The sequence below is a fragment of the Halomonas litopenaei genome, assembly GCF_017303055.1.
Taxonomy (GTDB): domain Bacteria; phylum Pseudomonadota; class Gammaproteobacteria; order Pseudomonadales; family Halomonadaceae; genus Halomonas; species Halomonas litopenaei_A.
The window spans coordinates 573,852-589,239 of record NZ_JAEKJT010000003.1 but is presented as its reverse complement, the minus strand read 5'-3'; the positions used below and the strand labels follow the sequence as shown (position 1 = coordinate 589,239).

The 15,388-nt window shown below is 63.0% G+C and carries 10 protein-coding genes; 5 read left to right on the top strand and 5 right to left on the bottom strand.

Annotated features, from left to right (window positions below; genetic code table 11):
* Positions 1-261 precede the first annotated feature (261 nt).
* From JF545_RS06505 to JF545_RS06495, 3 genes are all read left to right on the top strand, one after another.
* Positions 262-1,584, top strand: coding sequence for an OmpP1/FadL family transporter (locus tag JF545_RS06505; protein WP_206940419.1), 1,323 nt, complete (start codon positions 262-264; stop codon positions 1,582-1,584).
* A 448-nt stretch (positions 1,585-2,032) separates the two neighbouring features.
* Positions 2,033-3,970, top strand: coding sequence for a TonB-dependent receptor domain-containing protein (locus JF545_RS06500; RefSeq protein WP_206940417.1), 1,938 nt, complete (start codon positions 2,033-2,035; stop codon positions 3,968-3,970).
* A gap of 61 nt (positions 3,971-4,031) precedes the next feature.
* A complete protein-coding gene (locus tag JF545_RS06495) occupies positions 4,032-5,111 on the top strand; it encodes an MBL fold metallo-hydrolase (RefSeq protein ID WP_206940415.1) in 1,080 nt (359 codons plus the stop codon).
* Positions 5,112-5,206: 95 nt separating this feature from the next.
* Here JF545_RS06495 and JF545_RS06490 read toward each other — a convergent pair whose 3' ends face one another.
* The 5 genes from JF545_RS06490 to JF545_RS06470 all read right to left on the bottom strand — a co-directional run bounded on the left by JF545_RS06490 (position 5,207) and on the right by JF545_RS06470 (position 12,144).
* The gene (locus JF545_RS06490) at positions 5,207-6,841 is read right to left on the bottom strand and encodes an ABC transporter ATP-binding protein (RefSeq protein ID WP_206940413.1); all 1,635 of its coding nucleotides are present in this window, start codon (positions 6,839-6,841) and stop codon (positions 5,207-5,209) included.
* A 20-nt stretch (positions 6,842-6,861) separates the two neighbouring features.
* On the bottom strand, positions 6,862-7,743 hold the full coding sequence (locus JF545_RS06485; protein WP_206940411.1) for an ABC transporter permease: 882 nt from the start codon (positions 7,741-7,743) through the stop codon (positions 6,862-6,864).
* Positions 7,744-7,752: 9 nt separating this feature from the next.
* Positions 7,753-8,679, bottom strand: a complete 927-nt coding sequence (oppB, locus tag JF545_RS06480; protein WP_206940409.1) for an oligopeptide ABC transporter permease OppB — start codon at positions 8,677-8,679, stop codon at positions 7,753-7,755.
* Between the two features lie 112 nt (positions 8,680-8,791).
* Complete coding sequence (locus JF545_RS06475; RefSeq protein ID WP_206940407.1) at positions 8,792-10,417, bottom strand: peptide ABC transporter substrate-binding protein; 1,626 nt, start codon at positions 10,415-10,417, stop codon at positions 8,792-8,794.
* Positions 10,418-10,512: 95 nt separating this feature from the next.
* The gene (locus tag JF545_RS06470; RefSeq protein WP_206940405.1) at positions 10,513-12,144 is read right to left on the bottom strand and encodes a peptide ABC transporter substrate-binding protein; all 1,632 of its coding nucleotides are present in this window, start codon (positions 12,142-12,144) and stop codon (positions 10,513-10,515) included.
* 362 nt (positions 12,145-12,506) lie between these two features.
* Here JF545_RS06470 and prfB point away from each other — a divergent pair.
* Together prfB and lysS are read left to right on the top strand one after the other, a co-directional pair.
* A protein-coding gene (prfB, locus tag JF545_RS06465; RefSeq protein ID WP_347401316.1) for a peptide chain release factor 2 occupies positions 12,507-13,605 on the top strand; the annotation gives its coding sequence in 2 pieces (ribosomal slippage) (positions 12,507-12,581 and positions 12,583-13,605; 1,098 coding nt in all).
* Positions 13,606-13,741: 136 nt separating this feature from the next.
* A complete protein-coding gene (lysS, locus tag JF545_RS06460; protein WP_206940403.1) occupies positions 13,742-15,271 on the top strand; it encodes a lysine--tRNA ligase in 1,530 nt (509 codons plus the stop codon).
* Positions 15,272-15,388: the final 117 nt, after the last annotated feature.

Below are 15,388 nucleotides of genomic sequence, written 5' to 3'. Positions count from 1 at the left end.
GTGTAAAACCTTTGTGTTACCCAATGGTCAAGGGGATATTTTGTATGCCGTAAACAACAAAGCATGAAGTCCTAAGTCACTGAATTGACGTTATCAGCAAAATTCGTTGGACCAAAGTATGAGCAAATTAGCTATTAAAACGAACGTTTGGCCTTGAACTCTAGCCCGCCTTCGCAAACACTGCGATCAAGCCCGCTAACAAAGGCGGTGCCAGCCGATAATAAATGCGCCGACACGCTTGCTGATATTAAGGACGTCGAGATGATCTATAACAAAGTCAAGCCGTTGACCCTGGCGGTTGCCGTGGCCGCCTCCGCTCTTTCTGGTCAAGCCATGGCCGGTGCCTTCCAGCTGAATGAGCAAGGTGTCAGCGGGCAGGGCACTTCCAATGCGGGCCGCGCCTCTACCGTCAATGATGCCAGCATCGTGTTCGGCAACCCCGCCGGCATGTCGTTTCTTGATCGCGCTCAGGTCACCGCCGGTGCCGCCTTCCTGACCGTGGATACCGATATCAAGAATGCCGATGGCAGCGCAACGGGTTCCAACGAAGGCGATATGGTGCCCAACAGTGTGATTCCGTTCGGTTTCTACGTGCAGCCGATCAATGACAACCTGCACTTCGGTCTCGGCGTGTATGCGCCCTTCGGTTTGATCACCGACTACGAAGGTCAATTCCAGGGCCGCTTCTTTGGCGATCGCAGCAAGGTTGAGGTGGTGACCGTCCAGCCGACCATCTCGGTCAAGTTCAGCGAACAGTTCTCGGCGGGCTTCGGTCTGACCTATAACCAGATCGACGGCGAGCTGACCGCCAATACCCAGGGTGGCCCCGTAGGCCTGTTCGACGCTGCAACCGGTGCGCCTCTGGGCGGCAATGGTATCGCGGGTGAAGGCGATGTCGACATTGAGGGTGATGACAACGCCTGGGGCTATACCCTGGGCGCCATGTACAAGCCCTGGGAACACACCACCTTCGGCTTCGCCTATCACTCCGAAGTGGAGTATGACCTGGAGGGCAAGGCGCGCTTTACCAACGTCCGTGGCGCGCAGGCCGGCCCCTTCCCTGGCACAATCGCGGCAGGTACGCGGACCCAGGCTGCGGACGCCGCCCTGTCCATTACCCTGCCTGCCGTCTGGGATTTCTCGGCCACTCACCAGATCAACGACCGATGGACGGTGATGGCCGGTGCCGCCATGACCAACTGGAGCGAGTTTGACGAGCTGCGCGTCGAGAATGATGTGCGTGAAATCGTCGAGGCCCAGAACTACGAGGACAGCTGGCAGTACTCCGTGGGTACTACCTACCAGCTGAATCCCCAGTGGGTCCTGCGTACCGGCCTGGCCTACGACGAGACACCGATCAAGGACGAATATCGCAGCGTGCGGGTGCCGTCCGATGATCGCATCATCTTCTCACTCGGTGCCGGCTGGACGCCGATGCCGGATCTGACCGTGGACGTGGCCTACAGCTACATTCATGAGTCCGACGCGGAACTGTCCCAGGAAGAGGAAAACCGCGGCACCTACGAGGCGGACTTCGAGAACACCGCCCAGGCCTTTGGTGCCCAGGTCACCTACCGCTTCTGATCCGTTTGGTCGCAAGACCACGGCCACGGCCACAGACACTGGCCCCACAGCGCCCCTCCCTGGAGGGGCGCTGTCGTTGGTAGGTAGCTAAGGAACCACGGTAGAAACGGCTGCGCGGACGATTCGCTACGTTGCGCGATGCTCTCATTCTTCACCTGTATCACATAGGCGCCATGGACTGTGCTGCGGGCGCCTGGTCTCTCATTGCGCTCAGCGCTTTCCCGAGGGTTCGCATTGCCGCTTGGCGCAACCGTCAACGTGGCGCTGTGGACGAGGGCGATAGCCATCTGCGGCGATGGGTACGAGCGGCATGGTTGCGGAAAATAGAACATGCCGTTGTGACGAAAGCATGGCCAAAAGGCCGCTTAACGCTGTTTGGACGGCATCGACCTCTCTAGAATTGAGAACTAATAACGTTCAATACGAATTGACGATACTGGTGTTCTCCATGCTTTCGCGATCTTTGCTCCCTTGGGTGGTTGTTCCTCTTAGTGGCGCTGCCCCGCTGGTGGTCCACGCTCAGGATGACATCAATCTTGACGATATCGTCGTCACTGCCGCGGGTTACGAGCAGACCGTCAGCAATGCCCCAGCTTCCGTCAGTGTCGTCACTCGCGAGTCCTTGGAGAGGCGTGCATATCGTGACATCACCGATGCTCTCCAGGATGTTCCAGGGGTTGTCGTCACGGGAGGTGGCGACGGTGAAGATATCAGCTTGCGGGGTATGCCCCCCCAATACACGCTGTGGTTGGTGGATGGCCGCCGCCAAACCTCTCGGGAATCCCAGCCCAGTGGTGGTGGCGGCTTTCAGAAGGACTGGCTGCCGCCGCTCAGCGCCATCGAGCGTATCGAGGTCATCCGGGGGCCCATGTCGACTCTTTACGGCTCCGACGCGATAGGAGGTGTGATCAACGTCATCACCCGCAAGGTCAGTGATGAATGGGTCACCAGCGTGCGCAGCGAAGCGACAATTCAGGAAGACAGCGATTCCGGCAACGAATTCAACAACCAGCTATATGTGTCGGGACCTTTGATCAGCGATGTGCTCGGTGTGCAGCTTAGTGGCCAATACCAGCATCGTCAGGAAGACAAGATCGAGCGGGGCTATGCCAAGCGCGAGTTCGACAATCTGGCGGCTCGCCTCTCCTGGCAGGCAAGCGACGAGCACGCCTTTTCCTTTGATGCCAGTCGGCGCAAGCAGGAGCGCACCAGCCGGGCGGGATTTTCATTGCCAGAGCGATCAAGCGACAGCGAAACCGAGAACCGGCACAAGACGCTAGCGCTCTCCCTTCAGGGCAGGTGGGGCGCCATGACCTCCGATTCTTACCTCCAGCGGGAAGAGACCGACAACGTTGGGCGCGATATCGAGATCCGCAACACCGTAGCCGATTCGCGCTGGGTGCTGCCGTTGGCCGATCACTTCGTCACCTTTGGCGCTACCTGGGAAGACGAAAGGCTTCAGGATACGACGACCAATGCGCTCTCCGATACCGACGAGATCACCGTCTATCAGTACGCGTTGTTTGTCGAGGATGAGTGGTTTCTGACGGACCGCGTTGCCCTCACCGCAGGTCTTCGCATGGATGATCACGAGTTCTTCGGCGACCACTACAGCCCCCGTCTTTATGGTGTGTGGGACTTTGCCGACGAATGGACGATGAAAGGTGGCATGTCCACTGGTTTTCGTGCGCCTAACCTGCGTGAGCTGTCAGGGGAGTGGGTCCAGGAGAGTCGTGGGGGCGATATTTACGGCAACCCGGATCTGGATGCGGAAGAGTCTCGCAGCTACGAGATGGGGCTGGTCCATGATGGCGCCGGAGGCCTGCAGGCCAGCCTGACCCTGTTCTACAACGACTTCGATGACAAGATTGCCACCGTGGGCTGCGGGGGCCGTGACTGCGGCGATGCGGCGACGGGGGATCCGGATGCTCGCACCAACGTCAACATTGATGACGCTATTACCCAGGGAGTGGAAGCTAGTCTCACCATACCAGTAGGGCAGCGAGTTCAGGCCCTGGCGTCATACACCTACACCGACTCCGAGCAGAAGAGCGGTGACAACGAGGGACAGCCTCTGACCCAGGTGCCGCGCCACCTGTTCACAACCACGCTGAACTGGCAGGCCAGTGACAGCTTAGCGCCCTGGCTGCGCTTTACCTTCCGTGGTGAGGAAAGCCAGCCGGTCAACTTGTCGAGTAACAGCAGTACCTCCATTCGTGCCCCATCCTATGCCACCTGGGACACCGGCCTGGGATGGCAGGCGACGCCTCGGCTAGAGCTATTGGCAGGCATCTACAACCTGACTGACAAGGATATCGACTACGACAATTTCGGCCATGTTGATGATGGACGACGCTATTGGGTTGGGCTGGAGATGGAATTCTGAGCACGTGATGACCGGCCTCTATCGAATCGATGCCGCCCTGATTTTGTTTAAGGAACTGAAAATGAAGCACCTATCCAATCCGACTCGGCGAAACGTGGCACGGCAGGCGATCACGCTGGGTCTAGGTCTGCCGGTGGCGCTGATCAGCCTGTCAGCAGTGGCGGACGTTGCTGACAGCGAAGCGCCCGATATCCTGGCTCAGGCGATCGCCGAACGGGGCCTGGCTGCCGGTCAGGCGTTTCCGGGGTTGGCTAGCCTGTGTGACCTGTCCACTCGTCTCAAGGTGGCAGGGCAGCGTCCCAAGGGCAGTGGCGCCGAGCACGAGCATCGTGAGTCCCACCGGGAAAACCGGCGCGGCCCGGCAGAACCAATGCCGACCCGGGTGTTTGATAACCTCTACTATGTCGGTACTCCGGGCGTCGCGAGCTGGGCGGTCACCACCAGTGAGGGCATCATTCTGATCGATGCCCTGAACAACAATGAGGAAGCCGAGCGTTTTATCGAGCAAGGGCTCGTCGATCTCGGGCTTGATCCTGGCGACATCACTACCCTGATCGTGACCCATGCCCATGGTGATCACTATGGTGGTCAGCAATATCTGGTCGACGCCTACGGTGCCCAGGTAGTGATGAGCGATGCTGACTGGATAGCGCTGGAGCAGCCGGAGCTGGCGATCGATAACCCGCGCTGGGGCGAGCCTCCGGTCCGTGATGTCACCGTGGCCGATGGCGAAGCGATCACCCTTGGTGATACCTCTATCGACGCCTACGTTACCCCTGGTCATACGCCGGGCACACTGTCGCTGGTCATTCCACTCAAGGATGGTGAGTCGACCCACCACGCCGTGCTCTGGGGAGGCACCGGTTTCAATTTCGGGCCGGATGAAGCTCGCTTGCGTGAGTACTCAGCCTCAGCCGCGCGGATGAAGGCGATCGCCGCAGAACATGACGTCGATGTCTTTCTCTCCAACCATCCCACCCGGGACAACTCTCTTCAGCGTATCGAGGCCTTGAAGCAGCGTGAGGAAGGCGCTCCACACCCCTTCGTCAGCGACCAGTCGCTGGGTGCCCTGGACCTGTTGATGAGCTGCTCGCTGGCCCAGGCCGAGCGCGTCTACGCAGGTGAGCACCCGGCAGAGTAAGGACACCAAGCGAGCAATAGCGAAGGCGGCGACCGCTGCCATCGCACACCAGGCGCTGTCTAGGCAGAGCCTGGTGTCATGCTGGCGACCCTTCGTTACGCCACCTGGTCGAGCATGGCGGCGGCCAGCAGGCGCTTGGTGTACGCGGTCTTGGGTGCAGCAAACAAGTCCTCGGCGCTGCCCTGTTCCACCACCTGGCCGTCCTTCATCACCAGCACGGTGTCGGCCAGCGCCCGCACCACGGCCAGGTCGTGGCTGATAAACAGGTAGGTCAGCCCATGCTTTTGCTGCAGCTCGCGCAGCAGGTCGATGACGGTGACCTGTACCGAGCGATCCAGCGCCGAGGTGGGCTCATCCAGCAGCAGGAACTCGGGCTTGAGGACCAGCGCCCGAGCGATGGCGATGCGCTGGCGCTGGCCGCCGGAAAACTCGTGGGGGTAGCGGTTGCGCATGGCGGGATCCAGCGAGACTTCTTGCAGGCTGGCCATCACCTGGGCGTCGCGCTCGGCGCGGGACAGGTGCGGGGCATGGACCTTGAGCCCCTCGCCGATGATGTCGCCCACGGTCAGGCGTGGCGACAGCGAGCCGTAGGGATCCTGGAACACTACCTGCAGCTTCGAGCGGATCGGCCGCATGGCGGTCTTGTCGAGCACGTCGAGTCGGGTGTCGTGGAAGCGTATCTCGCCCTGACTCTTGAGTAGCCTGAGCAGGGCACGCCCCAGGGTCGACTTGCCCGAGCCGGATTCACCGACGATACCCACCGTCTGGCCCCGGCGGATGGTGACATCGATGCCGCGCACCGCCTCGAAGTACTCGCTGGGCCCGAACAGGCGCTTCTTGAGGGCGAAGCGCACGCGCATATCCTTGGCTTCCAGCACCATGGGCTCGCTGTCAGGCACCGTGGCCTTGCGCCCTCGCGGCTCGGCGTCGATCAGCATGCGCGTGTAGTCGTGGTGTGGGTGGGCGAAGACCTCGGCGGTGACGCCCTGTTCCACCAGCTCGCCGTGGCGCATCACGCAGACCCGGTCGGCGAAGTGCTTGACGATGGTCAGGTCGTGGGTGATGAACAGGATCGCCATGCCATAACGGCGCTGCAGGTCCTTGAGCAGATCCAGAATCTGGGCCTGAACGGTCACGTCCAGCGCGGTGGTGGGCTCATCGGCGATCAGCAGCTCCGGCTCGCCGGCCAGCGCCATGGCGATCATCACCCGCTGGCGCTGGCCGCCGGACAGCTCATGGGGATAGCTCGCGATGCGCCGTTCTGGCTCGGGTATACCGACCTGCTCGAGCAGGTCGATGGCCTTGGCGGTCGCTGCCTTGCCTTTCACGTTCTGGTGGCGGTCGAGGACTTCCTTGATCTGGTCGCCGATGCGGTGCAGCGGATTGAGCGAGGTCATCGGCTCCTGGAAGATCATGGCGATGTTGCCACCGCGAATCCGGCGCATGCGCTTGGGCGTGGCGCTCAGCAGTTCCTCGCCCTTGAAGCGAATCACCCCCTCGGCGCGGGCCAGCTCCGGCAACAGGCGCATGGCGGCGGTGGAGGTCACCGACTTGCCGGAGCCGGATTCCCCTACCAGCGCCAGGGTCTCGCCGGGGCTGATGGCAAAGCTCACGTCCTTGACCGCCTGGACGGTGCCGTGGGGCAGCTCGAAGCTGACGCTGAGCCCCTCGATCTCGAGCAGCGCCTCGCGGGCGGGACGACGGGTGGGCTTATGTTGTGTGTCGGTCATGGTCGCGTCTCCGTCGTCACTTAGCGGGTCTTGGGGTCCAGGGCGTCACGCAGGCCGTCGCCGAGGAAGTTCAGGCAGAACAGCGTCAGCGCCAGGAACACCGAGGGCACCAGCAGCATCCAGGGTGAGGTCTGCATCATGTCGGCCCCCTCGGAGATCAGCACGCCCCAGCTGGTCAGCGGCTCCTGCACGCCGAGGCCGAGGAAGGACAGGAAGCTCTCCAGCAGGATGACCTTGGGCACCGTCAGGGTGACGTAGACGATCACCGGGCCGATGGCGTTCGGAATCAGGTGACGGGTGACGATCTTGCCGTCCTTGACGCCCAGCGCGTGGGCCGCCTCGACAAATTCACGCTGCTTGAGCGCCAGGGTCTGGCCGCGCACGATGCGGGCCATGTCGAGCCACTCCACCGCGCCGATGGCGGCGTAGATCAGGAAGATGTTGCGGCCGAATACCACCATCAGCAGGATCACCAGGAACATGAAGGGCAGCGAGTACATGATGTCGACGAAGCGCATCATCAGGTTGTCCAGGCGACCGCCGACATAGCCGGAGATGGCGCCATACAGCACGCCGATGATCAGGCTGACGAAGGTCGCCACCAGCGCCACCGACAGCGATACCTGGCCCCCGTAGAGGGTTCGGGTCAGCAGGTCGCGGCCGTTGGCGTCGGTGCCGAGCCAGTGGCCACCCTCCAGGGTGGGTCCTACATCAAAGGCGTTCCAGTCAACGTCGGCCAGCCCCCAGGGGGTTAGCCAGGGGCCGATAAAGCAGGCCAGGGTCATGGCGCCCAATAGCCACAGGCTGACCATGGCGGCGCGGTTCTGAGTCAGGCGCCGCCAGGCATCGCGGCCAAGGCTGTCGCCGGCAGGGGCGCTGGGGGCGAGGGTATCGGTGGTCATGGCGTCGCCTCAGTCGTCGTAGCGGATTTGGGGGTCGAGGGCGGAATAGATCAGGTCGACGATCAGGTTCATCAGCACGATCAGCGCGCCGTAGAACACCACCGTGCCCATCACCAGGGTATAGTCCCGGTTGAGCGCGCCTTGGACGAAGTAACGCCCGATCCCGGGGATGCCGAAGATCTGTTCGATCACCACCGAGCCGGTGATGATGCCGGCGATGGCCGGACCCAGGTAGGAGGTCACCGGCAGCAGCGCCGGACGCAGCGCGTGGCGCCAGACCACCTCGGCCTCGGTCAGGCCCTTGGCCCGGGCGGTGCGAATATAGTGACTGCCCATCACCTCGATCATGCTGGCGCGCATCATGCGGGCGATGTAGGCGATCTGCTGGATCGACAGGGCGATCACCGGCAGGATCAGATTGGGCAGGGCGCCGTCGTTCCAGCCACCGGCAGGCAGCCAGCCCAGCATGACCCCGAAGACCAGCGCCAGCACCGGGGCGACCACGAAATTGGGCACCGCTATCCCGGCCAGCGCCGTGCCCATGACCGCGTAGTCCACGGCGGTATTGCGTTTCAGCGCGGCAATGATGCCCAGCGGCAGCCCGATCGCCAGCGCCAGCAGCATCGCCAGACCGCCGATCTGCAGGCTCACCGGGAAGCCCTGCAGGATCAGTTCGGTGACGGTGAAGTCCTTGTACTTGAACGAGGGGCCGAAGTCGCCCTGGGCCAGGTTGCCCAGATAGCGGAAGTACTGCTGCCACAGCGGCTCGTCCAGGTGGTAGGCGGCCATCAGGTTGGCCTCGATCTCCGGTGGCAGCGCGCGTTCGCCGTCGAAGGGGCCGCCGGGAGCGATGCGCATCAGAAAGAAGGCGATGGTGATGACGATCAGCATCGTCGGAATGGCCTGAGCCAGGCGCTTGAGGGTATAGCTCAGCATGGTGCCGTTCCTCGCTTGCGGCGGCGGGCGGGGCGTTCGCGGCCGCGCCCAATGGGTTCATGGATCGGGGCTGGGCGAGGGTGTCCCAGCGGTAGGGTGGGGCCGGGCTTGCTCATTTTGCGGCTGCCTCGTCCACGGACACGTAGCGCAGCGGATGCACATCGAGCGCCGTGGGCTGCCAGCCCTCGACGTCCGGCGAGACCAGATTGACGACCACGTAGTCGTAGATCGGCAGCATCACGTCGGCGTCCAGCAGGCGCTTCTCGGCCTCGGTCATCAGCGCGGCGCGTCGGTCCACGTCGAGCTCATGGGTGCTGGCCTCGACCAGGGCGTCGTACTCGGGATCCGCGTAGCCGGTGCTGGCCGCCGCCGAGCCGCCCGCCGCGTAGGCGTTGAGGAAGTCGTAGGGGTCGTTGACCGTGGCCACGAAACCGTAGCGGGCGATCTCGAAGTCGCCCTGGCGCAGGCCGGCGAAGTGCACCGCCGCCTCGCGATTGACCAGTTCGATCTCCACACCCAGTGGGCGCCACATGGCGGCGATGGCCACGGCGATCTTCTTGTGGTCTTCCAGGGTGTTGTAGGAAAGCTCCAGTTCAAGCGGTCGATCGGGCCCGTAGCCGGCTTGTTCCAGCAGCATCCGGGCCCTGGCTCGGCGGCTGTCCATGTCCTGGTCATGGAAGTCGAGGCGGGCCGAGGTGGGCGAGGCGATGGTGCGCGGCACGAACCAGTAAGACGGCGTCTGGCCTATGCCCAGCAGGCGTTCGGTGATGACCTCGCGGTCCAGCGCCAGATTCAGTGCCTCGCGCACTCGCTTATCGCTCAGCGGCGTGCCGTCACGCAGGTTGAGCATATAGAAGTAGCTGCCGATCAGCGGACCTACCCGCAGCGATTCGCTCAGGTTCTCCTGGGCCCACTCGAACCGCGCGGAAGGCACCGCGCCGTAGGCGATGTCGAGTTCGCCCGAGCGAAAACGGTTCATCAGCGCCGAGGTGTCCTCGATGGCGTGGAAGTCGACACCGTCGAGGGCCACCTCATCGGCGGCGTAGTAGTGGGGGTTGCGGCTAACCTCGACCTTGTCCTGGGGCTTCCAGTCGACCAGCACGAAGGGGCCGCTGGCCACCAGGGTGCCTGGCCGGGTCCAGTCCTCGACGCCGCTGGTAAGCAGGTGACGGGGCAGGGGGGCGGCCTCGGTCATCGCCATGGCCTGAAGAAAATAGGCGGTGGGCTCGGACAGCCGGATTTCCAGGGTGTGGGTGTCCAGCGCGCTGACGCCGAGGCTCTCCGGCTCGGCCTTCCCGGTGTTGATCGCTCGGGCGTTGACGATGGGGTAGTAGAGGTTGGCGTTGTGGTTGGCGGTGGCCGGCGTCACCAGACGTTGCAGCGCGAAGACGGCATCGTCGGCGGTGATCGGCTCGCCGTCGGACCAGTGAGCCTGGCGCAGTGTGAAGGTGTAGACCAGGCCGTCTTCGGACAGCGTCCAGGATTCGGCCAGGCCCGGCTCCAGTGAGCCGTCGGGGCCGTAATTGATCAGCCGATCAAACAGCTCCCGGGTGATCCGGCTCTCCCAGTTGCCGTTGACCTTCTGCGGATCCAGGGTACTGGGCTCGGCACCGTTGCCTACCTGCAGCGTGGCGGCTTGAGCGCCGAGGGCCAGTGAGGCGGACGCCAGCGTGAAGATCGCACGGGCCACGGACCGCAAGGTCGAGAACGAGCCAGCACGAGAATCGGCATGCAACATGGGGGGTATCCTTTGCGGAGCGGCGAGGAGACAGTGGCCCGGTCCCGAGAGGGCCTCGGGACCGGGGAAGCTCAGGTTGTCGGTGACAGCCTTGTCTATTCCTCGAAGGAAACCCAGCGTGAGGGGTGGTCGTCCTCGATGTTGTCTTCCCAACCACTGATCGCCGGGTTCACCAGGTTGCGTGAGACGTAGTAGAGCATCGGGATCAGCGCGTCGTCGTCCATGGCCAGGGCCTCGGCACGTTCCAGGATAGCCTTGCGCTCGTCCAGGTCGAGGGTCGTGGCCGCCTCGTCGTACAGGGTATCGAACGCCTCGTTGGCATAGGCCCCGTAGTTGTTGCCGACGCCGGAGCGCAGCAGCGCGAGGAAGTTCTCGGCGTCGTTGTAGTCGGCAATCCAGCCGGCCCTGGCCACGTCGAAGTCGCCCTCGGCGATGGTCTGGTAGTGCACCGTGGCCTCGGCGTTGACCAGCTCCACCTCGACCCCCAGCGGTCGCCACATGGAGGACACTGCCACCGCGATCTTCTTGTGCTCGTCAGTGGTGTTATAGCGCAGGCGCAGGGTCAGCGGGTTGCCCTGGTCGTAGCCGGCGTCTTCGAGAAGTTCCTTGGCGCGGGCCATGCGGGCGTTCAAATCGCCGGTGATGTCGTTGCCCTCGGCGTCGTCGAAGGCTGCGTTCTGGACTTGGTAGTGATCGATGCCATCGGGCACGAAGGACAGTGATTTCTGGAAGGTGCCGCCCATGATGTTGTCGGCGATGACGTCGCGGCGTACGGCCATGTTGAGCGCCTCGCGTACCCTGGGGTCGGCTGTGGGATGGCCGTCGCGATGGTTGAACACGTAGTAGTAGCTGCCCAGGTAGGTGGCCATGTGGGTGGCCTCGGGGATCTCTTCCTTCAACAGCGGATACATGCTCGAGGAATACTCGCGCATGATGTCCAGCTCGCCTGCGCGAAAGCGCGAGACGCCGGCGTTGCGATCCTCGATGGTGTGGTAGCGCACGCCGTCCAGCGCCACCTGGTCGGCCTCGTAGTACTCGGGGTTCTTGACCGTGGTGATGCGTGACTGGGAGATCCACTCGGTAGGGGTGAAGGCGCCATTGGTGACGATGTGTTCGAGATCCACGTACTCCTTGCCGTACTGCTCGAAGGTGTGCTGCGGCTGTGGGTAGGCGGTGTAGTGGGTCAACAGCTGCAGGAAGTAAGGCGTGGACTGGTTTAGCTGGACGACCAGGGTGCGGCCATCGTCACGGCTTTCCACGCCCAGTTCTTCCAGTGCAAGCTCGCCGGTGTTGACCTCCCGGGCGTTGACCAGCGGATACAGCATGTAGGCGTACTTGGAAGCGTTGGCCGGGTCCAGCAGGTGGCGCCAGCCGAACACGAAGTCCTCGGCGGTGACCGGTTCGCCGTCGGACCAGCGGGCATCCTCGCGCAGGCTGAAGGTCCAGGTCTTGCCGTCCTCGGAGACCTGCCAGTCGCTGGCCATGCCGGGCAGGACCTTACCTTCCGGAGACTTTTTGACCAGGCCCTCGTAGACGTCCATCAGGATCTGGGATTCCCAGATACCGCCCGAGATCTGGGAGGTGTCGAAGGAGGCGAGTTCGCCGGTGACGCCCAGGTCGAGAGTCTCGGCCATGGCCGGTGCGGCGATGACGGCAGCCAGTGTGGACAGGGTCAGGCCAGAGGCCAGCCCTAGCTGGCGCACCCAGCGAGGACGGATCGCGATCATGTCAGTTCCTTGTTGATGTTGGCATTGTTGTGGCGGGCAGGGCCGTTGGTAGCGCCTGCGGCGAGCCTGAGAAGGTCGCACAAGGTGTACGACATCGGCTAAGCCCGCTTAGTCGCTAATGACCATCGCGCTGAGTCGCTGGTGCTGTCCAGACGAAAATTTTCATAGCGTCTTGCGTTTCGTCGATAGCCCGGCGCGAGCCCTTTTGCCATGAGGGGTGGCCGCCCTGGTCAGGATGACGGGGTTAGACGTTTTGGCTACAATGCTCCCCCTTTATCGCGTTGCCCCTGGCGACGTTCGACCAAAGCCCATTTCACGTGCCCTGGCCGCCCTGTGGCGAGGGACAACACAAGGCGAGCACCATGTTGGAAACCAATCCGATTCACAACCAGATCAAGGACCTGTCTGAGCGGACAGATGTTCTTAGGGGGTATCTTTGACTATGCCGAAAAGAAAGATCGGCTAGAAGAAGTGACCCGCGAGCTTGAGGATCCGGCGGTCTGGAACGACCCGGACTACGCTCAGAAGCTCGGGAAGGAGCGCGCCTCGCTGGAACTGGTGGTCGCCACCATCGACGAGCTGGACCAGGGACTCGGCGACAGCCGTGACCTGCTGGAACTGGCCGAGATGGAAGACGACGAAGCGACCGTGGCGGAAGTCGAGAAGGAGCTTGATTCGCTTCAGGCCAATCTCGAGAAGCTTGAGTTTCGTCGCATGTTCTCCGGTGAGATGGACGAGAACAGCGCGTACCTGGACATTCAGGCAGGCTCTGGCGGCACCGAGGCTCAGGATTGGGCCAACATGCTGTTGCGTATGTATCTGCGCTGGGCCGAGGCCCACGGTTTCAAGGCCGAGATCACTGAGCTGTCTGCCGGTGAAGTGGCGGGCATCAAGTCGGCGACGGTGCATATTCAGGGCGAGTACGCCTTCGGCTGGCTGCGCACCGAGACCGGAGTACATCGCCTGGTGCGCAAGAGTCCGTTTGACTCTGGCGGTCGCCGCCACACCTCGTTTGCGTCGGTGTTTCTGTCGCCTGAAATCGACGACAGCTTCGAGATCGAGATCAATCCGGCGGACCTTCGCGTCGACACCTATCGCTCCAGTGGCGCCGGTGGTCAGCACGTCAACACCACCGACTCAGCGGTGCGCATCACCCATGAGCCGTCCGGCGTGGTGGTGTCCTGCCAGAGCCAGCGTAGCCAGCACGCCAACCGCGACTTCGCCATGAAGCAGTTGAAGGCGAAGCTGTGGGAGCTGGAGATGCAGAAGCGCAACGCCGCCAAGCAGGAAGCGGAAGACTCCAAGGCCGACATCGGCTGGGGCAGCCAGATTCGCTCCTATGTGCTGGATGACCAGCGCATCAAGGATCTGCGTACCGGCGTGCAGTCCAGCAACTGCGACAAGGTGCTCGACGGCGACCTCGACCAGTATATCGTCGCCAGCCTCAAGCAGGGGCTCTAAGCGACCGTCGACGCCGCCACCCAGCCCCAGGCGCTCGTGCCTGGGGCCTTTCGCCACCATCATTCATGGGTCCCTGCCGGGACCATCCGGGAAGGTCGTTCGTTGGCCTTCCCCTTCGTGACAGAGACGACTAGCCATGGCCCAACAGGATACGCCTTCCCCTCAGGACGCCGCCGCCGAAGAAAACCGTCTGATCGCGGAACGCCGCGCCAAGCTTGCCGCCCGTCGCAAGCTGGCCGAGGCCGAAGGTGGCAGTGCTTTTCCCAATAACTTTCGCCGTGACAGCCTGGCGGCCGAACTCGATGCCGAGCTTGGCGACAAGGACAAGGAAGCGCTGGAATCGCTGGGGCGTGAGGCGGCCGTGGCCGGGCGCATCATGCGCAAGCGTGGTCCCTTCATCGTGATTCAGGATGTCAGCGGCCAGATTCAGCTCTACGTCGACAAGAAGGGGCTCGATCCCGCCCTGCTCGAGGACATCAAGAGCTGGGACATCGGCGACATCGTGGCTGGCCATGGCCCGGTGCACAAATCCGGCAAGGGCGACCTGTACGTGATGATGCGTGAGGCCAAGCTCCTGACCAAGAGCCTGCGTCCGCTGCCGGACAAGTTCCACGGCCTGACCGACATGGAAGCGCGCTACCGCCAGCGCTATGTCGACCTGATCATGAATCCGGACTCGCGTCGGGTGTTCGAGACTCGCGCCGGCATCATCAGCGCCATGCGCCGCTTCTTCGAGGATCGCGGCTTCATGGAGGTGGAAACCCCGATGCTGCAGCCGATTCCCGGTGGGGCCACCGCGCGTCCCTTCGTCACCCACCATAATGCGCTGGACATCGACATGTACCTGCGTATCGCGCCGGAGCTTTATCTCAAGCGCCTGGTGGTAGGCGGCTTCGAGCGAGTCTTCGAGATCAACCGTAACTTCCGCAACGAAGGGCTTTCCACCCGCCACAATCCCGAGTTCACCATGGTCGAGTTCTACTGGGCCTACGTGGACTACCAGGCGCTGATGGACCTGACCGAGACCATGCTGCGGGAGATCGCTCAGAAAGTGCTGGGCACCACCACCCTGAATTACCAGGGTTCCACCTACGATCTCGGTCAGCCGTTCGTGCGCATGACCCTGCGTGAGGCGATTCTGGCCCACGGCGAGGGCATCGAGGCAGCGGACATCGACGAACTCGAGCCTGCCCGCGCCCTGGCCGGCCGTCTGGGTATCAAGGTCAAGGACGGCTGGGGGCTTGGCAAGCTGCAGACCGAGATCTTCGAGGAAGTGGCCGAGTCGCGTCTGGATCAGCCGACCTTCATCACCGAATATCCGGCGGAGGTGAGCCCGTTGGCACGCCGCAACGACGCCAACCCGTTCGTCACCGATCGCTTCGAGTTCTTCGTCGGCGGCCGTGAGATTGCCAATGGCTTCTCGGAGCTCAATGATGCCGAGGACCAGGCCGAGCGCTTCCGTGCCCAGGCTGCCGAGAAGGATGCCGGCGATCTGGAGGCAATGTACTACGACGCCGACTACGTGCGCGCACTGGAAGTCGGGCTGCCGCCCACCGCTGGTGAGGGTATCGGGATCGACCGTCTGGTCATGCTGTTCACCGACAGCCCGTCGATTCGCGACGTGCTGCTGTTCCCGGCCATGCGCCCGGAAGCCGGCGACGCGTGAACCAAACGGGCGGCCGCTGGGAGCCTTTCCGAGCGGCCGCAGGCGAAACCGCGCCGCAGTGGCCGGGTTTTATTGGCAAGGGACGCCCATAGCACCCATAATGGCTGCGATTCGAGA